The sequence below is a fragment of the Salipiger sp. PrR002 genome, assembly GCF_010500775.1.
In the GTDB taxonomy this organism is placed as follows: domain Bacteria; phylum Pseudomonadota; class Alphaproteobacteria; order Rhodobacterales; family Rhodobacteraceae; genus Salipiger.
In genome coordinates, this window is record NZ_JAAGOU010000007.1 from 96,157 (window position 1) to 115,383 (window position 19,227).

Sequence of the window (19,227 nt, forward strand, 5' to 3'; positions counted from 1 at the left end):
CACAGGCAAGAAAGGTATCGAGCCATGGTTCTCATCCATCTCGACGAGGAACTGACCCGTCTCGAAGAAGAGCGGGAGATGATCGCCGACATGCTGCGGCATCTGGGCGCCGACATGCGGCGTCTGCGCGGGCAGTACGAGGACAGCGGTACTTTGGACAAACCCGAGACCAGCAAGGCGGTGGCGGATCTGCGCTACTGGCTCAAGGTCGCTCATGAAACGGAGGCACTGATCACCAATGTCAGACGCAAGCAAAAGGGAATTGCAGGGGACTGGGCGCTCGATCTCGAGCGGGCCCGGCTTGAGGTCGGCTGCCGCATGGCTCGCCTCCGCCGGTGCTGCGGTGCAGGAGAGCTTTCTGACTGAGCTGACCGAGGGGGAGCGTCTGGCGCTCCCCTTTCTGTTCGAATTCTGGGCGATGGAGCACCAGCTGCCGCCCGAGGGCGATTGGCGCTCGTGGGTGATCATGGGCGGGCGCGGGGCGGGCAAGACCCGCGCCGGGGCCGAATGGGTGCGCGCCATGGTCGAAGGGGCGCTGCCGCTCTCGCCGGGCCAGTGCAAACGCGTGGCGCTGGTGGGCGAGACGCTGGATCAGGCGCGCGAGGTGATGGTCTTTGGTGACAGCGGCATCCTCGCCTGTTCTCCGCCCGACCGGCGCCCGGACTGGAGCTCCACGCGGCGTTGCCTGACGTGGCCCAATGGCGCCGAGGCGATGGTGTTTTCGGCGCATGATCCCGAGGCTTTGCGCGGCCCGCAGTTCGATGCCGCTTGGGCGGATGAATTGGCGAAATGGCGCAAGGCGCGCGAGACATGGGACATGCTGCAATTCGCGCTGCGGCTCGGCACCCATCCGCGCGCCTGCGTGACCACCACGCCGCGCAATGTGGCGGTGCTCAAGGAGGTGCTGGAGCTGCCGAGCACCGTGGTGACCCGCGCGCCGACCGAAGCCAACCGCGCCAATCTTGCGGCGTCTTTCCTCGACGAAGTGCGGGCGCGTTATGGCGCGACGCGGCTGGCGCGGCAGGAACTGGATGGCGAGATGGTCTCTGACGTGGATGGCACGCTTTGGACGCAGGACATGCTGGAGCGCGCGCGGCTGGCCGAGGTGCCGGGGTGCTTTGACCGGATCGTCGTGGCGGTGGACCCGCCCGCGGGCGATGGGCAGAGCGCGGATGCCTGCGGGATCGTGGTCTGCGGCGTGGTCAGCGACGGGCCGCCGCAGGCGTGGCGGGCCTATGTGCTCGAGGATGCCTCGGTGCAGGGAATGGGGCCGACCGGCTGGGCACAAGCGGCGGTCGAGGCGCTGGAGCGCTGGCAGGGGGACCGCATCGTCGCCGAGGTCAATCAGGGCGGCGCGATGGTCGAGGCGGTGCTGCGGCAGGTGGCGCCAAATGTGCCGCTGCGCAAGGTGACGGCAACCCGAGGCAAGGCGTCCCGCGCCGAGCCGGTGGCGGCGCTCTACGAGCAGGGGCGGATCGGGCACGCGCGGCGGTTCGAAGCGCTCGAAGAGCAGATGGGGCTGATGACGGTTTCGGGCTTTGCCGGTCTGGGTTCGCCGGACCGGGTGGATGCGTTGGTCTGGGCGCTGACCGAACTGGTGACCGGCCCGGCGGAAAGCTGGCGTCGGCCCCGGATGCGGCTTTTGTGACTTGCCGCAGGGTCATCGGCTTTGGTGGGTGCCCCTGCAAATCCGGATTTCGACGCGATTTTCGCCGGTTGGCGGGCGTTTTCGATGCACGTTCCCGAGATTGCGGCGCTGCGGCGGACCCTCAGGCTTGCGCGGCGTCAATTTTCACGCAAGGCTCGCGCCGCGGTCTTTGCCACATTTTCGGCTGTCACGAGACCGTCAAGATAAGAACCTACACGCGCGTCACGGCCAATCGGGCCGGGTCCGGATACCGGGGAGAATGATTGTGAAAGCAAATACAAAGATTTGGCTGGCTGGCGTCGCCGCGCTGATGGCCACGACGTCGATGGTACAGGCGCAAGACCTGTCCGAGCTTGAGGCGGCGGCGATCGAAGAAGGCATGCTGACCACCATCGCTCTGCCGCACAGCTGGTGCGGCTATGGCGACGTGATCGCGGGCTTCAAGGCCAAATACCCCGACATCGAGGTCAACGAGCTGAACCCCGACGCGGGCTCGGCGGATGAGCTGGAAGCGGTGCGCGCCAACAAGGGCAACACCGGCCCGCAGGCGCCCGACGTTCTGGACGTGGGCCTGTCGTTCGGCCCGCAGGCCAAGGAAGAAGGCCTGCTGCAGCCCTACAAGGTTTCGACCTGGGACGAGATCCCCGACGCGGTGAAGGATGAGGAAGGCTACTGGTACGGCGACTATTACGGCGTCATGTCGTTCATGGTGAACAAAGACCTGATCGACACCACGCCCGAGGATTGGTCGGACCTGCTGAAGCCGGAATACGCGGGCTCGGTGGCGCTGGCGGGCGATCCGCGCGCTTCGAACCAAGCGATCCTCGCGGTGCTCGCGGCGGGCATGGCCGAGGGTGGTGCCGCTGGCAAGGATGCCGGTGAGAAGGGCCTCGATTTCTTCAAGAAGATGAACGAGGCGGGCAACTTCGTGCCGGTCATCGGCAAGGCGGGCACGCTGGCGCAGGGCGCGACCCCGATCACCATCATGTGGGACTATAACGCTCTGGCGGCCCGCGACACGCTGAACGGCAACCCGCCGGTCGACGTGGTGGTGCCGAAGTCGGGCGTTCTGGCCGGTGTCTATGTGCAGGGCATCTCGGCCCACGCGCCGCACCCGAACGCCGCCAAACTGTGGATGGAGTATCTCTATTCCGACGAGGGCCAGAGCCTGTGGCTCAAGGGCTACTGCCACCCGGCGCGGTTCAACGCGATGGCCGCCGATGACAAGATCCCGCAGGATCTGCTCGACGCGCTGCCGCCGGCGGAAAGCTATGAAGCCGCCTATTTCCCGTCGCTTGACGAGCAGGCGGGGAACAAAGAAGCGGTCGTCGGCGGCTGGGATGCCGTCGTGGGCGCCAACGTCCAGTAAGACCGAACTCTTGGGGGCCCACCGGATTTTCCGGGCGGGCCCCTGTCCCGCCGGTGTGTGTCTGCAAGCAAAGGCACCGGGGCGGGAGTGGCGTTTTCCGTCCTGCCCTTATCCGGACCTTGTGTGACTGACCTGACATCCCCCCCGCCAAAGCGCCGCTGGCGCCCGAGCCTGACGTGGCTGGGCCTGCTGCCCTTCGCGCTGTTCATTGCGCTGTTTCTGGTGATGCCGACGATGAAGATCGTCATCGGTGCCTTCCAGCGTGCCGACGGCTCTTTCACCTTCGAGAATATCGCCGGGCTGTTCACCGCGTCGATCCTGTCGTCCTATTGGATCTCGATCAAGATTTCCGTCGCCTCCTCGGCGATCGGCTGTCTCATCGGCTTTCTGATGGCGGCGGGCATGGTGCTGGGCGGGCTGCCACGCGGCATCCGCTCACCGCTGATGACCTTCTCTGGCGTCGCCTCGAACTTTGCTGGCGTGCCGCTGGCCTTCGCCTTTCTGGCGACGCTCGGCCCGCTCGGTCTGGTGACCATGTTCCTGCGCACCGAGTTCGGCATCAACCTGCGCGCCATGGGGTTCAACATCCTCAGCTTCTGGGGGCTGACGATCACATACCTCTTTTTCCAGATCCCGCTGATGATCCTGATCATCACCCCGGCGCTGGACGGGCTGAAGCGCGAATGGCGCGAGGCGGCGTCCTGCCTTGGGGCGAGCGGCGCGCAATATTGGCGCATCGTGGCGCTGCCGATCCTTTTCCCGACGATCCTCGGCACCTTCGCGCTGCTCTTTGCCAATGCCTTCGGCGCCGTGGCGACCGCCATCGCTTTGACGGGAAGCTCGCTCAACATCGTGCCGATCATGCTGTTCGCGCAAATTCGCGGTGACGTGCTTGGCAACCCGCATCTGGGCTATGCCATGGCCTTTGGGATGATCCTCGTCACCGGGCTGGCCAACGTCATCTACATCTGGCTGCGCATCCGTTCCGAAAGGTGGCTGAAATGACCAAGGCTGCCTCTTGGGCCATCCTGCTTCTGGGCCTGACCTATTTCATCCTGCCGCTGGTCGGCATGGTCGAGTTCTCGCTGTCCATGCGGCGGGGCGAATATAGCTTCGACGCCTATGCCGCGGTGCTGGCCGATCCGCAGTTCCGCGAGACCTTCTCCTATTCGGTGGTGATGGCGTTGCTGACCATCGTCTTCGGTATCCTGCTGGTGGTGCCCACCGCCTTTTGGGTGCGGCTGAAGCTGCCGCGTCTGCGCCCGCTGGTCGAGTTTGTTACCCTGCTGCCGCTGGTGATCCCGGCGATCGTCACGGTGTTCGGCTATATCCGGCTTTACAACACCTCGAGCTGGCTGCCGCTGACCGGCACGACCTTTGGCACCAACCTGCTGCTGATGTTCGGCTACGCCATGCTGTCGCTGCCCTATATGTACCGCGCGGTGGACACCGGGCTGCGCACCATCGACGTCGCCACGCTGACCGAGGCGGCGCAGAGCCTTGGCGCGGGGTGGTTCACCATCATCGCCAAGCTGATCCTGCCCAATGTGCTGGTCGCGGTGCTGTCGGGGTCTTTCGTGACCTTCGCCATCGTCATGGGCGAGTTCACCATGGCGGCGCTGCTGAACCGTCCGGCCTTTGGCCCGTATCTGCAGCTGATGGGGGCCAACAAGGCCTATGAGCCCTTCGCGCTGGCCACCATCGCTTTCATCATCACCTGGGCCTGCATGGGGCTGATCCAGCTGGTCACCAGATTTACCAAACACGACAAGGCGGGCCGATGAGCTTCCTGACGATTTCTCACCTGGAAAAGAGCTTTGGCGCCACCCGCGTCGTGAAGGACTTCAACCTCGATGTGCAGAAGGGCGAATTCATCTCGCTGCTCGGGCCGTCGGGCTGTGGCAAGACCACGGTGCTGCGGATGGTGGCTGGGTTCGAGAGCCCAAGCGCCGGGAATATCACCATCGAGGGGCGCGAGGTCTCCAGCCTCAAGCCCAACCAGCGCAACATCGGCATGGTGTTTCAGGCCTACGCGCTGTTCCCGAATCTCACCGTGGCGCAGAACGTCGGCTTCGGCCTGCGGGTGAAGGGCACCCCCGCGCGCGAGATCGCGGCACGGGTCGAGGAGATGCTGTCGCTGATCGGCCTGCCGGAGCTGGGTGATCGCTATCCGTTCCAGCTTTCGGGCGGGCAACAGCAGCGTGTGGCACTGGCGCGGGCCTTGGCCCCCAAGCCGCAGGTGCTGCTGCTCGACGAGCCGCTCTCGGCGCTGGACGCCAAGGTGCGGGTGAGCCTGCGCAACGAGATCCGCAGCATTCAACGCGAGCTGGGGATCACCACCATCTTTGTCACCCACGATCAGGAAGAGGCGCTGTCGATGTCCGACCGCATCGTGGTGATGCATCAGGGGGTGGCCGAGCAGGTGGGAAGCCCTTTCGAGATCTACAATGCCCCCGCGACCCGCTTTGTGGCGGGCTTCGTGGGGACGCTGAACACGCTCGACGCCAAGGTGCTTGATCCGCAGGTGGGCCGGGTGAAACTGGGCGAGAACGAGCTGGTGCTGGGACGCGCCGTGCCGCCCGGTGAGGCGACCTTGGGGCTGCGCCCGGAAATGCTGCGGCTTGGCGCGCATCCCGGAGAGACGGCGCTCACCGGCACGATCACCGAGCTTGATTTCCTCGGCTCGGTGATCCGCCTGCGCATCGACCTTGGCGGGCAGCCGCTGGCGGTGGATCTGTTTAACACCACGCGGCAGGCACCGCCGCAGGTGGGAGAGACGGTCTCGCTGGCGCTCAATCCCTCGGATGCGCTGGTGATCGGCGCCTGACGCTTCGACCCTGACTTATTGCACCTGCCTTAGAGGGTGTTGCCATAGCGGCGGGCGCTGCCTGCAAGCGTGGTTAACCAACGCTCTCTAGGGTTCTTCTCAACGCGCAACACGGCCGGGTGGCCGATGTTCCGGGGCGAAGCGAGGAGCGTGCAATGGTGTTCGAATTTCTGCGGCGGACGCGCGAGGGGGAAACTCTGCCCGAGGTGAAGGCCTCGGCCGTCGGGCCGCTTGTCGCGATGCAGGCGGTCGGGCGTGTGGCGTGGACGCCGCGTGACACCGGCTCGCTGACCCGGCAGGGTTTCTCTGGCAACCCCGTGGGCTTTCGCGCGGTGAAGCTGATCTCGGAGGCTGCCGCCGCGCTGCCGCTGGTGCTGCAAGACAGTGAGATGCGTTACAGCACTCATCCGATCCTGCGCTGCCTGAACGCACCCAATCCCGCGCAGGGGCGTGCCGAGCTTTTCGAGGCGCTGTATGGCCAGCTGCTATTGTCGGGGGATGGCTACGTCGAAGCGGTGGGCCAGGGACGCGGGCTGCCCGTGGAGCTGCATGTGCTGCGCTCGGAACGGATGCGGCTGGTGCCGGGGGCTGATGGCTGGCCCGTCGCCTATGAGTATCAGGTGGACGGCAGGCGCCATCGCTTTGACGTGCAGGACACGCCTGCGCCGATCTGCCATGTGAAGAACTTCCACCCGCAGGACGATCACTATGGCCTGTCGCCGCTGCAACCGGCGGCGCAGGCGGTGGATGTGCACAACAGCGCCTCGCGCTGGTCGAAGGGGCTGCTCGACAATGCGGCGCGGCCCTCGGGGGCGATTGTCTGGACCGGGGCCGATGGGCAGGGCACGCTTGCGCAGGACCAGTACGAGCGGCTGGTGGCCGAGATGGAGAGCAACCATCAGGGCGCGCGCAACGCCGGGCGGCCGATGCTGCTGGAAGGCGGGCTCGACTGGAAGCCCATGGGGTTCTCTCCCTCGGATATGGAGTTCCGCCAGACCAAGGAGGCCGCCGCGCGCGAAATTGCCATCGCCTTTGGCGTGCCACCGATGCTGCTGGGCATCCCCGGGGATGCGACCTACGCAAATTACCAAGAGGCCAACCGCGCCTTCTATCGGCTGACCGTCCTGCCGCTGGCGCAGCGGGTGAGCGCGGCGCTGGGCAGGTGGCTGGCGGGCTTCACCGGCGAGGAGGTCGAGCTGAAGCCCGACCTCGATCAGGTGCCAGCCCTGTCGGCGGAACGCGAGACCCATTGGCGCCGCGTCTCCGAGGCGGCCTTCCTCACCGTGCCGGAAAAACGCCGGATGCTCGGGCTGCCGCCGCTCACCGAGGATGGCGACACACCGGGGGGGAATATGGGGGAAGAACCCGGTGCGTGAGCGCGATCTGCCCTATGAGCCCTTCGCCTGCGCCCCGGCGCTGAAACTCGATGCCCACGAGCGGCTGCACAAGCTGCAGATCGACGCGCTGGAAGGGCGGCTCGCCCGGCTCGAACTGGTGCTGGAACGGCTGGAAAAGCGCCTGTGGCTGGCGGTCTACGGGGTGGCCGCGGGTCTGCTGGCGCAGGCGCTGCAGGGACTGGTCACCATGGCGCCCTGAGGGGCGGAACACGAAGGGATGCAAGCGATGCAACTGGAGCACAAGTTCTGCCGGCTGGGCACAGAGATTACCGCGCAGGTCACCAAGGCCGAAGGGACGCGGATCGAAGGCTATGCCTCGCTCTTCGGCGCGCCGGATCAGGGGGGCGATATCGTGGCACAAGGGGCCTATGCCGCCTCGCTGAAGCGGCTGGCAGACGAGGGCCGCGCGGTTCGTATGCTCTGGCAGCACGACCCGGGCCAGCCCATCGGCATCTGGGACGAGGTGCGCGAGGACGCGCGCGGCCTGCATGTGAAAGGACGGCTGCTCGAGAGCGTCGAGAAGGGACGCGAGGCGGCGGCGCTCATCGCTGCGGGGGCCATCGACGGGCTGTCGATCGGTTATCGCACCGTCACGGCGGTGAAAGAGCACGGGGGGCGCAGGCTCCTCAAGGAACTGGAGCTTTGGGAGGTGTCGCTTGTCACTTTCCCGATGCTGCCCAGTGCGCGGGTGGCGGCCAAGGGAGAGCATCCCGAGGCAGACATGATGCGTGATCTGGCGCTGGCCATCGACGCCGCGCGCCTCGACCTGGCGCGCCGCTGACGCGCGCCCTCAACAGGGGACCGAGTTGATGAAGACAACCGAGAGCCATTCTCGGGCCGGGGAAGATCTGTCCCCGGTCGCCCGAGTGGGCGCCGCCATGGCGGGGCTCACGGCGGACATCAGGGCCATGCAGGCCGACATTCACGCGAAACTGGACAAACACGAAGAGCGACTGACCATGCTGGATACCAAGACTTCTCATGCCGCGGCGCGCCCGGCGCTGGCCACCACCGCCGAGCTGGAGCTGCCGCACCGCAAGGCATTCAACGCCTATCTGCGCACCGGCGACGACGACGGGCTGCGCGGGCTGGTGCTGGAGGGCAAGGCGCTCTCGACCGCCGTCGCGGCGGATGGCGGCTATCTCGTCGATCCGGTCACCTCCGAGACCGTGCGCGGCGTGCTGGAAGGCGCGGCCTCGATCCGTGCCATCGCTGCCGTGGTGAGCGTCGAGGCGGGATCCTTCGACGTGCTGGTCGATCAGGGCGACACCGGCGCGGGCTGGGCGAACGAGCTTTCCGACAGCACCGAGAGCGAGACGCCGACCATCGACCGCATCCAGATCAAGCTGCACGAGCTTTCGGCCATGCCCAAAGCCTCGCAGCGGCTGCTGGACGACGCGGCCTTCGATCTGGAGGCGTGGCTCGCCGGGCGCATCGCCGACAAGTTCTCGCGCGCCGAGGCGGCGGCTTTCGTGGTGGGGGATGGCGTCGACAAGCCCATGGGCATCCTGTCGCACAGCATGGTCGACAATGAGATCTGGGAGTGGGGCAATCTGGGCTATGTGCCCTCAGAGGTGGCCGCCGGGATCGGCGATGGCGACAAAATCATCGACCTCGTCTACGCGCTGGGCGCCGAGTACCGGGCCAAGGCGAGCTTCGTGATGAACTCCAAGACCGCCGGTGCCCTGCGCAAGCTCAAGGATGCGGACGGGCGGCACCTGTGGAGCGACGGGCTTTCGGCAGGGCAACCGGCGCGGCTGCTGGGCTACCCGGTGCTGATCGCCGAGGACATGCCCGACATCGCCGCCGATACCTATCCCATCGCGTTTGGCGATTTCGCCGCCGGGTACACGATCGCCGAACGCCCCGATCTGCGCGTGCTGCGCGATCCGTTCAGCGCCAAGCCGCATGTGCTGTTCTACGCCACCAAGCGCGTCGGCGGGGACGTGAGCGATTTCGCCGCGATCAAGCTGCTGCGCTGCGCCACCAGCTGAGCGTGAGGGGCCATGGCGGCGGGGTGTCGCCATGGCCGCCAGCGGCACGAACCGGAGAAGGCTGATGATGGTGATCGAAGAGACGCAGGTGGCGGACGAGCTGCTGCCGGTCGAGGCGCTGACGGCGCAGCTGCGCATGGGCAGCGGCTTTGACGAGGCGGACCTGCAGGAGCCGGTGCTGCGGGCCTTTCTGCGCGCGGCGCTGGCGGCGATCGAGGCACGGACCGGCAAGGCGCTGCTGATCCGCAGCTTCCTCTGGACGCTGCACGGCTGGCGCGACCCCGAGGGCGCGGTGCTCCCGCTGGCGCCGGTGCAGAGCGTCACCGAACTGGCGCTGATCGACCGCTACGGCGCGGCGCAGGTGATCGCGCCCGAGCGCTACCGGCTGGAGGTGGACAGCATCGCCCCGCGGCTGCGCCCGCAGGGGGCCACGCTTCCGACCATCCCCGAGGGCGGCGCGGCAGAGCTGCGCTTCAGCGCGGGGTTTGCCGCCAGTTTCGATGCGCTGCCGCCCGATCTGGCGCAGGCGGTGCTGCTGCTCGCGGCGCATTACTACGAATACCGCGACGAAACCGCGCTGAGCCAGGGTTGCATGCCCTTCGGAGTAACATCGCTGATCGCGCGCTACCGCCCGCTGCGCATGGGGTTCACCTCATGAGGGCGGTGCGTCTTTCACAGCGGCTGGTGCTCGAGGCCCCGGCACGCACGCCCGACGGTATGGGCGGTTTCACCGAGGGTTGGCAGGCGCTCGGCACGCTCTGGGCCGAACTGCAGCCGCGCAGCGGGCGCGAGGTGCAGGGCGAGGCCGGGCCGGTGGCGCGGGGCCGCTTCCGCATCACCGTGCGCGCGGCCCCCGAGGGATCGTCGAGCCGCCCGGCACCGGGCCAGCGCTTTCGGCGCGGCAGCCGAATCTTCGACATTCAGGCGGTGACCGAGCGCGATACCTCGGGCCTCTACCTGCAATGCGAAGCGCAGGAGGAGCTGGCGTCATGAGCTATGCGATGTCCGGCGCGCTGCAGGCGGCGGTGTTTGCCGCGCTGCAGGGCGATGCTTCGCTGGCCGAGCTGGTCGGCAGCAACATCTACGACGCGCTGCCCGCCGGAAACCTGCCGCCGCTCTACGTCACGCTCGGCGCGGAAGAGGCGCGCGATGCCTCGGATGTGGGCAGCCGCGGCGCTTGGCACGATCTCACCGTTGCCGTGGTGACCGAGGCGGCGGGCTTTGCGGCGGCCAAGACGGTGGCGGCGGCGGTCTCTGACGCGCTGCATGAGGCCGATCTGGTGCTGAGCCGCGGACGGCTGATCGGCCTGCGCTTCCGCCGCGCCCGCGCCCGCCGCGAGACCGGCGGGCTTCGCCGCATCGAAATGACGTTCCGCGCGCGGCTCGAAGACGACTGAACGCGCCAAATCAAGGAGTTGCGACAATGGTTGCCCAGAACGGCAAAGACCTTCTGATCAAGCTCGACCTGACCGGCGACGGCCAGTTCGAGACCATGGCGGGGCTGCGCGCCACGCGCGTGAGCTTCAACGCCGAGAGCGTCGATGTGACCTCTCTGGAAAGCGCCGGGGGCTGGCGCGAACTGCTCGCCGGGGCCGGGGTGAAATCGGCCAATCTCTCTGGCTCGGGCGTGTTCAAGGACGCGGGCACCGACGAGCGCGCGCGGCAGATCTTCTTTGACGGAGAGACGCCGGATTTTCAGGTGATCATCCCCGATTTCGGCACCGTCGAGGGGCCGTTTCAGCTCACCTCGATCGACTATGCCGGCAGCCATGACGGCGAGGCGACCTATGAGATCGCGCTCGCCTCGGCGGGGGCGCTGAGCTTCGTGCCGGCGGTGGAGGCGTAAATGCCGAACCCGTGGCGCGGCGAAGTGGCGCTGGAGATCGACGGCCAGCGCCACGTGATGCGGCTGACGCTGGGCGCGCTGGCGGAACTTGAGGCGATGCTGGAGGACGGCACGCTGCTTGATCTCGTGCGCCGTTTCGAAAGCGGCAATTGCTCGACCCGCGATGTGCTCGCGCTGATCGTCGCGGGGCTGCGCGGGGGCGGTTGGCCGGGCACGGCGCAGGACCTCGTGAGCGCCGAGATCGGCGGTGGCCCGCTGCTGGCCGCGCGCGCGGCGGCAGAGCTTCTGGCGCATGCTTTCGCGCTGCCCGGAGAGACCGGATGAGCGGCTTTGACTGGGCGGCGCTTTTGCGTGCGGCGGTCGAGCGGCTGGGGCTGCGCCCGGCGGAGTTCTGGGCGCTTACCCCCGCCGAACTGCGGCTGATGCTGGGCGGCAGCGGCGGGTCGCGCGCGATGGGCCGCGCCCGGCTGGAGGAATTGATCGCGGCCTTCCCGGACGCGGTACAGGGAGATGGCGATGACCGAGATGGATGATCTTGACCGGGCCCTCGAGGGGCTGGAGCAGAGCCTTGGCGGGGCCAGCACCATGGCGGCGGGGTTCGATGCGGAACTGAAGCGCATCCACCATACGTTTTCCGCCACCGGGCGCGGCGCGTCAAAGCTCGAAGGCACGCTCAGCCGCTCGCTGGCGCGGGCCTTCGATGGCGTGGTGTTCGGCGGGCGCAGCGCCTCCGAGGCGCTCGAGCAAGTGGCGCGCAGCGTGCGTGACAGCGCCTACCGCGCGGCGGTGCGCCCGGTGACCGACCATCTGGGCGGCGCTCTCGCCGCCGGGGTGACGCAGCTTTTCGGGGCGTTTTCGCCCTTTGCGCAGGGCGGCGCCTTCTCGCAGGGGCGGGTCACGCCCTTTGCCAGCGGCGGCGTCGTCAGCGGGCCGGTGCGCTTTCCCATGCGCGGCGGCACGGGCCTGATGGGCGAGGCGGGGCCCGAGGCGATCCTGCCGCTGTCGCGCGGCGCCGACGGGCGGCTTGGCGTGCGCTCCGAGGGACGCAGCCAGCCGGTCACCGTGGTGATGAACATCCAGACCCCCGACGTGCAGGGCTTTCAGCGCAGCCGCGCGCAGATCGCCGCGCAGATGAGCCGCGCGCTGTCGCAGGGCGCGCGCAACCGCTGAAGGAGCGATCATGAGCTTTCACGAGATACGCTTTCCCGCCGACCTCAGCTTTGGCGCCATGGGCGGGCCAGAGCGTCGCACCGATGTGGTCGAACTCAGCTCGGGCTTCGAAGAGCGCAACACCCCTTGGGCACAGTCGCGGCGGCGCTTTGACGCCGGGCTGGGGCTGCGCTCGCTGGATCATATCGCGCAGCTTCTGGCGTTCTTCGAGGCGCGGCGCGGGCAGCTTTACGGGTTTCGCTGGAAGGATTGGTCGGATTACGCCTCCTGCCTGCCGTCGCAGAGCGTCTCTGCCGGGGATCAGGTGATCGCTCGCGGCGACGGCGCGACCCGCACCTTCCAACTCACCAAGATCTACCGCTCGGGCACGGCAAGCTATGCGCGCGCCATCACCAAGCCGGTGGCCGGGACGGTGCTGGCGGCGGTGCAGGATGTCGAGATGCATGAGGGCGTGCATTTCGCGGTGGACACCACCACCGGCCTCGTCACCTTCGCCGAGCCGCCGCTGGCCGGGGCCGAGGTCAGCGCGGGCTTTGAGTTCGACGTGCCGGTGCGCTTCGACACCGACCGGATCAACGTCTCTGTCGCGAGCTTTCAGGCCGGACAAGTGCCCGATGTGCCGGTGGTCGAGGTGCGGGTCTGATGGGCGCGGCAGAGCTTTACGCCCATCTGGCGGGCGGGCTGACCACCGTGGTGCGCTGCTGGGCGCTGACCCGGCGCGACGGTCTGCGCCTTGGCTTTACCGACCACGACCGCGCGCTGAGCTTCGACGGGCTGGAGTTCCGCGCCGACAGCGGGCTCAGCGCCAAGGCAGTGCAGCAGGCGACCGGGCTTTCGGTGGACAATTCCGAGGCGATGGGCGCGCTGTCGGATGCATCGCTCTCGGAGGCGGACATTGAGGCCGGGCGCTTTGACGATGCCGAGCTTGTCGCTTGGCTGGTCAACTGGATCGACGTCAGCCAGCGCCGCATCCTGTTTCGCGGCACGCTGGGACAAATCCGGCGCGGCCCTTCGGCCTTTCATGCGGAACTGCGCGGGCTGACCGAGCGGCTGAACCGTCCCATGGGGCGGGTCTACCACAAATCCTGCGCCGCGGTTCTGGGCGATGCAGCGTGCAAGTTCGATCTCAAGACTGCCGGTTATCTTGCTGAAAAAGATATCGTTTTTGTGGATGGCTCGCAGAGCCTTTCGGTCGCGCCTCTGCCGGGGTTCGAGCTTGGCTGGTTCAGCCGTGGGCGGCTCGAGATGCTGAGCGGCGCCGCTGCGGGGCTGTCCGGAGGGATCAAGCGTGACCGCCACATCGACGGGCTGCGGGTCATCGACCTGTGGGAGCCGCTGCGCGCGCCGCTTGCGCCGGGAGATCGCGTGCGGCTCACCGCGGGCTGCGACAAGATGTTCGAAACCTGCCGCTTTAAATTCAACAACATCATAAACTTCCAAGGGTTTCCTGACGTGCCGGAAGAAGATTGGATGCTGACCCATGCCAGCAGCGCATCGGTCACCGACGGCGGGTCGAGACGATGAGCGGCGCGCGCGCGGTGGCGGTGGCCCGCGCTTGGATCGGCACGCCTTATCTGCATCAGGGATCGCGGCGCGGCGCGGGCTGCGACTGCCTCGGGCTGCTGCGCGGCGTCTGGCGCGAGCTGCTGGGGCCAGAGCCCGAGCCGGTGCCGCGCTACAGCATGGACTGGTCCGAGCCGCAGGGCCAAGAGGCGCTGCTGCAGGCCGCTCTGCGCCACCTGCATCCGAAAGCCCTGGGCGATGAGTCCCCAGGCGATGTGCTGCTGTTCCGGATGCGCGCGGGCAGCGTCGCCAAACATCTGGGGCTGCAGGCGCGCATTGGGGCCGAGGCGTCCTTCGTCCACGCCTACAGCGGCCATGGGGTGATCGAAAGCGCCCTCAGCGCGCCGTGGCGGCGGCGCATCGCGGCACGTTTTGCCTTTCCGATGGAGAACGACTGATGGCGACTATCCTCCTTTCCGCCGCGGGTGCGGCGCTTGGCAGCGCGGTGGGCGGCTCGGTGCTTGGCCTGTCGATGACCGCCGTTGGCCGCTTCATCGGCGCCGGTCTGGGGCGCGCTTTGGATCAGCGCCTGATGGGCGGCGGCTCGGAGACCGTCGAGACCGGGCGGATCGAGCGCTTTCGCCTCAGCGGCGCTGGCGAGGGCGCGGCGGTGTCGCAGGTGTTTGGCCGGATGCGCGTCGGCGGGCAGGTGATCTGGGCCAGCGAGTTCCGCGAAGAGGTGAAGAAACAGACGGTCTCGAGCGGCGGCAAGGGCAGCCCGCGCAGCGAGACCACGGTGAAAAGCTACAGCTATTCGGTGAGCCTCGCTCTGGCGCTCTGCGAGGGCGAGATCACTGGGGTGAACCGGGTCTGGGCGGATGGCAGTGAGATCGCGTTGCGCGACCTCGACATGCGCGTCTACAGCGGCAGCGAGGACCAGCTGCCCGATCCCAAGATGGAGGCGGTGGAGGGCGCGGGGCTGGTGCCGGCCTATCGCGGCACCGCCTATGTGGTGATCGAGGATCTGCTGCTCGAACGCTTCGGCAACCGCGTGCCGCAGCTGAGTTTCGAGGTCACGCGACCGGAGCTTGCGGATGCCGAGGATGTGCCTCTGGCAATCCGCGGCGTGGCGATGATCCCCGGCACCGGCGAATATGCTTTGGCGACCCGGCCGGTCTATCTTGATTACGGCGGCGGCGCGAAAGGCGCGGTCAATCTCAACACGCCCGCCGATGTGCCGGATTTCCTTGTGTCGCTGGATCAGCTGCGCGATGAGCTGCCCGCGTGCCGCGCCGCCTCGCTGGTGGTGAGCTGGTTCGGCGATGACCTGCGCTGCGGGCGTTGCGCGATCCGGCCCAAGCTGGAGCAGGGCGAATGGGACTCCGAGGAGATGCCGTGGCGCGTCTCGGGGCTGGGGCGCGATGCGGTGGGTCTGGTGCCGAGGCTGGAGGACCGCCCGGTCTATGGCGGCACGCCGTCGGATGCCTCGGTGATCGAGGCGCTGCAGGAGATGGCGGCGCGCGGGCTCGAGGTGGTCTATTACCCTTTCATCCTGATGGAGCAGATGGCGGGCAATGATCTTCCCGACCCGTGGACCGGCGGCGAGGCGCAGCCGGCGCTGCCGTGGCGCGGCAGGATCACGCTGAGCGCGGCACCGGGGCGCGCGGGCTCGCCCGATGGGACGGCTGCGGCGGAGGATGAGGTGGCGGCCTTCTTCGGCAGCGCCGCGGCGGCGGATTTCTCGGTGCAGGCGGGCGGCGTGAGCTACGCGGGGCCGGATGAGTGGTCGTTCCGGCGCTTCATCCTGCATCAGGCGGCGCTCTGCGCGGCGGCGGGCGGTGTTGCCGCCTTCTGCATTGGCTCGGAGATGCGCGGGCTGACGCAGATCCGCGGCGCTTCGGGCTTTCCAGCGGTGGCGGCTCTGCGCGCCTTGGCCGCCGAGTGCCGGGCGCTGCTGGGGCCGGAGGTGAAGATCGGCTATGCCGCCGACTGGAGCGAGTATTTCGGCTATCACCCGCAGGACGGCTCGGGCGATGTCTATTTTCATCTCGACCCGCTGTGGAGCGATCCGCAGATCGATTTCATCGGCATCGACAATTACATGCCGCTGTCGGACTGGCGCGATGGCGACGAGCATGCCGATGCCGCATGGGGGGCGATTTACGATCCCGGATACCTCATGTCGAACGTCGAGGGCGGCGAGGGGTTCGACTGGTATTATCCCAGCGCCGAGGCGCGCGAGGCGCAGCGCCGCGTTGCGATCACCGATGGCGCGCATGGCGAGCCGTGGGTCTATCGCTACAAGGATTTGCGCAGCTGGTGGTCGAACCTTCACCACGAGCGGATCGGCGGTGTGCGGCAGGCGCTACCGACCGGTTGGGAGCCGCAAAGCAAGCCGATCTGGTTCACCGAACTGGGCTGCGCCGCCATCGACAAGGGCGCCAACCAGCCCAATAAATTCCTCGATCCGAAAAGCTCTGAGAGCCTGCTTCCGCATTATTCCAATGGCTTGCGGGACGATCTTATGCAGCGCCAGTACCTGCGTGCAATCCATGCTCATTGGAATGACCCGGCGCATAACCCGGTCTCGGAGGTCTATGGCGGGCCGATGCTCGACATGTCCAAGGCGCTGGTCTGGGCGTGGGATGCGCGGCCGTTTCCGTGGTTTCCGGGGCTCGAGGATCTGTGGAGCGATGGCGGCAACTACCGGCGCGGGCATTGGCTGAACGGGCGCTGCTCGGCGCGCACGCTGGCGTCGGTGGTGGCCGAGGTCTGCACCGCTGCCGGGGTGCCGCAGTTCGACGTGAGCCGCCTCTGGGGCTGGGTGCGCGGCTATCAGATCGACCGTGTGGGCGATGCGCGGAGCGCGCTGCAGGGGCTCTTGCTGGCGCATGCGGTGGATGCGATCGAACGCGACGGTGTGCTGCTGTTCCTGCCGCGCCGGGGCCGGGCCGCGGTGGCGCTGGACCTGTCCGATCTGGTGCATGACGGCGATGACGAGGGGGACCTGCGGCAGACCCGTGCCGCCGAGGCCGAGATGTCGGGGCGGCTGCGGCTGCGCTTTGTCGAGGCCGAGGGCGATCACGCCATCGCCGCCGAGGAGGTGGTGCTGCCCGACGAGGGCACCCATGCGGTGGCCGAGAGCGAACTGCCGCTGTCGCTGAGCCGGGCCGAGGGACGGATGATCCTCGAGCGTTGGCTGGCCGAGGCGCGGATCGCGCGGGACACGCTGGACTTCAGCCTGCCGCCGTCGCGGCTCGATCTCGGTGCGGGCGACATCGTTTCGTTGCCATCCCCCTCGGGTGTCACGCGGATGCGCATCGACCGGGTGGAGATCGGCGACAGCCAGCGCATCGAGGCGGTGCGGATCGAGCCCGACACCTATCTTCCTGCACACATGCAGGACAGCGCGCCGCTGCTGCGGCCCTTCGCGGCACCGGTTCCGGTGCTGCCGCTGTTCCTCGATCTGCCGTTGATGAGCGGCGAGGAGGTGCCCCATGCGCCGCATCTTGCGCTGACCGCGCAGCCCTGGCCGGGCAGTGTGGCCGTTTATGACGCGCCGAGCGATGCGGATTACGTGCTGAACGAGATCCTCGCCGCGCGGGCCACCGTGGGGCGCACCGAGACACCGCTTTTCGCCGCGCCGCCGGGACGGATCGACCGCGGCGATGCGTTGCAACTGCGGCTGACGTCCGGCGCGCTGCAATCGGTGGAAGAGGCGGCCTTTCTGGCCGGTGCCAATCTGATGGCCATCGGCGACGGCAGCCCGGGCAACTGGGAAGTGCTGCAGTTCCGCGACGCGCAACTGGCCGAGCCGGGTGTTTGGTTTGTCTCGCACCGGCTGCGCGGTCAGGCGGGCAGCGACGGGCTGATGCCCGAGGTCTGGCCGGTGGGCTCATGGGTTGTGCTGCTCGACGGCGCGCCGCAGCAGATCGCGCTGGCGGCGGCGCAGCGGCGGCAGGCGCGGCATTACCGCATTGGACCCGCGCGGCGCGGCTATGACGATCCGAGCTATGTGCACCGGGTGCTGGCGTTCGATGGCAACGGGCTGCGGCCCTACAGGCCCGCGCATCTGCGCGCGGATTTTGGCGCGGGTGGGCTGTCGGTCAGCTGGATTCGGCGCACCCGGATCGAGGGCGATGATTGGGACCTGCCGGAGGTTCCCTTGGGCGAGGAAAGCGAGAGCTATCTCATTCGCGTCACGCAGGGGGAGACGCTGATCCACGAGGCGTTTTCAGCAGTGCCGTCTTGGAGTTACGATCCGGCGAGCGATGGGCTTTCGGGCGCGTTCGAGCTGCGCGTGGCGCAAGTCTCGGCGCGCTATGGGCCGGGACCCTTCGCGACGCTGGCGCTCTCGGCCTGAGAGTGAGACCTGAGACTAAGACCTGCGGCGCAGGGCAATCGGCGCTTTCATCTCCGCCCGCGATCCCCTAGATCACGGTTTTGCATTTCGGCGCGCCGCGCCTATCTGCTAGACTGCTGGGCAACCGCACGGAGGATTCCAATGGCCAAGACCCGCGCCAAGATCGCCGAACTCGACCCTGTCTGGGCCCGGATCATCCACGAGGCCGAAGAGGTCGTGGCCGCCGAGCCGCTGCTTGGGGGCTCGGTGCATTATTCGATCCTGCACCATCCCACCATAGAGCGGGCTTTGGCCTATCGGATCTCGCTCAAGTTGGCCAATGGTGAGATGTCCGAGCAAATCCTGCGCGAGATTTGCGATGAGGCCTACAGCATGGACCCCTCGCTGGCGCTGAAGGCGCGCGCCGACATTCAGGCCACCTATGAGCGTGACCCGGCCTGCCACCGCTATCTGCAGCCGCTGCTCTACTTCAAGGGCTTTCAGGCGGTGCAGAGCCAGCGCGTGGCGCATTGGCTGTGGAACCAAGGCCGTCGCGACCTGTCGTATTTCTTCCAGATGCGCTCGTCCGAGGTGTTCGGCGTCGACATTCACCCGGCGGCGAAGATCGGTAAGGGCATCATGATCGACCACGCGCATTCCATCGTCATCGGCGAGACGGCGGTGGTGGGCGATGACGTGTCGATCCTGCATTCGGTGACGCTGGGCGGCACCGGCAAGGAAGACGAGGACCGTCACCCCAAGATCGGCAATGGCGTGCTGATCGGCGCGGGGGCCAAGGTGCTGGGCAATATCAAGGTCGGCTGCGGCTCGCGCATTGCCGCGGGCTCGGTGGTTCTGGCCGAGGTGCCGCCGTGCAAGACCGTGGCGGGCGTGCCTGCCAAGATCGTCGGCGAGGCGGGCTGCGATCAGCCCTCGCGCTCAATGGACCAGAAGCTGACCGGCTGCAATTGCAGCGAGTGAGCGATTTCAGGATCGCGGAATAGAGAAAGGCGCGGACCTCGGGGTCCGCGCCTTTTGCGTTGTGGTGGTGACCTGATCCGCCCGGACTCAGGGCGAAGCCGCCTAGGGGGCGGTCGGCCGCTGGCCGGCGGCGCTGCGCGCCTTGTTCCG

Annotated in this window: 22 protein-coding genes; all 22 read left to right on the forward strand. The window is 67.7% G+C overall.

Going from position 1 to position 19,227, the window contains the following annotated elements:
- Positions 1-24: 24 nt before the first annotated feature.
- The 22 genes from G0A00_RS26510 to cysE all read left to right on the forward strand — a co-directional run bounded on the left by G0A00_RS26510 (position 25) and on the right by cysE (position 19,077).
- Positions 25-366: a hypothetical protein gene (locus G0A00_RS26510; protein ID WP_235953056.1), complete on the forward strand. Its 342-nt coding sequence runs from the start codon at positions 25-27 to the stop codon at positions 364-366.
- Positions 302-1,648 (forward strand): DNA-packaging protein, encoded by a 1,347-nt coding sequence (locus G0A00_RS09450; RefSeq protein WP_235953058.1) that lies wholly within the window; start codon positions 302-304, stop codon positions 1,646-1,648. The genes G0A00_RS26510 and G0A00_RS09450 overlap by 65 nt, the downstream gene beginning before the upstream one ends.
- 325 nt (positions 1,649-1,973) lie before the next feature.
- Positions 1,974-3,017 (forward strand): ABC transporter substrate-binding protein, encoded by a 1,044-nt coding sequence (locus tag G0A00_RS09455; protein WP_235953068.1) that lies wholly within the window; start codon positions 1,974-1,976, stop codon positions 3,015-3,017.
- Positions 3,018-3,140: 123 nt separating this feature from the next.
- On the forward strand, positions 3,141-4,022 hold the full coding sequence (locus G0A00_RS09460; RefSeq protein WP_066106274.1) for an ABC transporter permease subunit: 882 nt from the start codon (positions 3,141-3,143) through the stop codon (positions 4,020-4,022).
- A complete protein-coding gene (locus tag G0A00_RS09465) occupies positions 4,019-4,801 on the forward strand; it encodes an ABC transporter permease (protein ID WP_066106277.1) in 783 nt (260 codons plus the stop codon). The genes G0A00_RS09460 and G0A00_RS09465 overlap by 4 nt, the downstream gene beginning before the upstream one ends.
- Positions 4,798-5,844 (forward strand): ABC transporter ATP-binding protein, encoded by a 1,047-nt coding sequence (locus tag G0A00_RS09470; RefSeq protein ID WP_164181836.1) that lies wholly within the window; start codon positions 4,798-4,800, stop codon positions 5,842-5,844. The genes G0A00_RS09465 and G0A00_RS09470 overlap by 4 nt, the downstream gene beginning before the upstream one ends.
- 155 nt (positions 5,845-5,999) lie before the next feature.
- Positions 6,000-7,220 (forward strand): phage portal protein, encoded by a 1,221-nt coding sequence (locus tag G0A00_RS09475; RefSeq protein WP_164181838.1) that lies wholly within the window; start codon positions 6,000-6,002, stop codon positions 7,218-7,220.
- The gene (locus G0A00_RS09480) at positions 7,174-7,440 is read left to right on the forward strand and encodes a hypothetical protein (protein WP_164181839.1); all 267 of its coding nucleotides are present in this window, start codon (positions 7,174-7,176) and stop codon (positions 7,438-7,440) included. Before G0A00_RS09475 ends, G0A00_RS09480 begins: the two co-directional genes overlap by 47 nt.
- 27 nt (positions 7,441-7,467) lie before the next feature.
- Positions 7,468-8,022, forward strand: a complete 555-nt coding sequence (locus G0A00_RS09485; RefSeq protein WP_164181841.1) for an HK97 family phage prohead protease — start codon at positions 7,468-7,470, stop codon at positions 8,020-8,022.
- 28 nt (positions 8,023-8,050) lie between these two features.
- Entirely contained in the window at positions 8,051-9,235 is a 1,185-nt protein-coding gene (locus tag G0A00_RS09490) for a phage major capsid protein (protein WP_164181843.1), read from the forward strand.
- Between the two features lie 64 nt (positions 9,236-9,299).
- Positions 9,300-9,893, forward strand: coding sequence for a head-tail connector protein (locus G0A00_RS09495; RefSeq protein ID WP_164181845.1), 594 nt, complete (start codon positions 9,300-9,302; stop codon positions 9,891-9,893).
- On the forward strand, positions 9,890-10,228 hold the full coding sequence (locus G0A00_RS09500) for a head-tail adaptor protein (protein WP_164181847.1): 339 nt from the start codon (positions 9,890-9,892) through the stop codon (positions 10,226-10,228). Before G0A00_RS09495 ends, G0A00_RS09500 begins: the two co-directional genes overlap by 4 nt.
- Entirely contained in the window at positions 10,225-10,632 is a 408-nt protein-coding gene (locus tag G0A00_RS09505; protein WP_164181849.1) for a DUF3168 domain-containing protein, read from the forward strand. The genes G0A00_RS09500 and G0A00_RS09505 overlap by 4 nt, the downstream gene beginning before the upstream one ends.
- A 26-nt stretch (positions 10,633-10,658) precedes the next feature.
- The gene (locus G0A00_RS09510) at positions 10,659-11,081 is read left to right on the forward strand and encodes a phage major tail protein, TP901-1 family (RefSeq protein ID WP_164181851.1); all 423 of its coding nucleotides are present in this window, start codon (positions 10,659-10,661) and stop codon (positions 11,079-11,081) included.
- Positions 11,082-11,405 carry a gene transfer agent family protein gene (locus G0A00_RS09515; protein ID WP_164181852.1) on the forward strand — a complete coding sequence of 108 codons (324 nt, stop codon included), beginning with the start codon at positions 11,082-11,084 and terminating at the stop codon, positions 11,403-11,405.
- Positions 11,402-11,614 carry a rcc01693 family protein gene (locus G0A00_RS09520; RefSeq protein WP_164181853.1) on the forward strand — a complete coding sequence of 71 codons (213 nt, stop codon included), beginning with the start codon at positions 11,402-11,404 and terminating at the stop codon, positions 11,612-11,614. Before G0A00_RS09515 ends, G0A00_RS09520 begins: the two co-directional genes overlap by 4 nt.
- Positions 11,598-12,251: a phage tail tape measure protein gene (locus G0A00_RS09525; protein ID WP_164181854.1), complete on the forward strand. Its 654-nt coding sequence runs from the start codon at positions 11,598-11,600 to the stop codon at positions 12,249-12,251. Before G0A00_RS09520 ends, G0A00_RS09525 begins: the two co-directional genes overlap by 17 nt.
- A gap of 10 nt (positions 12,252-12,261) precedes the next feature.
- A complete protein-coding gene (locus G0A00_RS09530) occupies positions 12,262-12,894 on the forward strand; it encodes a DUF2460 domain-containing protein (protein ID WP_164181855.1) in 633 nt (210 codons plus the stop codon).
- Positions 12,894-13,775, forward strand: a complete 882-nt coding sequence (locus G0A00_RS09535; protein ID WP_164181856.1) for a DUF2163 domain-containing protein — start codon at positions 12,894-12,896, stop codon at positions 13,773-13,775. The genes G0A00_RS09530 and G0A00_RS09535 overlap by 1 nt, the downstream gene beginning before the upstream one ends.
- Positions 13,772-14,212: an NlpC/P60 family protein gene (locus G0A00_RS09540; RefSeq protein ID WP_164181857.1), complete on the forward strand. Its 441-nt coding sequence runs from the start codon at positions 13,772-13,774 to the stop codon at positions 14,210-14,212. Before G0A00_RS09535 ends, G0A00_RS09540 begins: the two co-directional genes overlap by 4 nt.
- On the forward strand, positions 14,212-18,117 hold the full coding sequence (locus G0A00_RS09545; protein ID WP_164181858.1) for a glycoside hydrolase/phage tail family protein: 3,906 nt from the start codon (positions 14,212-14,214) through the stop codon (positions 18,115-18,117). The genes G0A00_RS09540 and G0A00_RS09545 overlap by 1 nt, the downstream gene beginning before the upstream one ends.
- 141 nt (positions 18,118-18,258) lie before the next feature.
- Entirely contained in the window at positions 18,259-19,077 is an 819-nt protein-coding gene (gene cysE / locus G0A00_RS09550; RefSeq protein ID WP_164181860.1) for a serine O-acetyltransferase, read from the forward strand.
- Positions 19,078-19,227 lie beyond the last annotated feature (150 nt).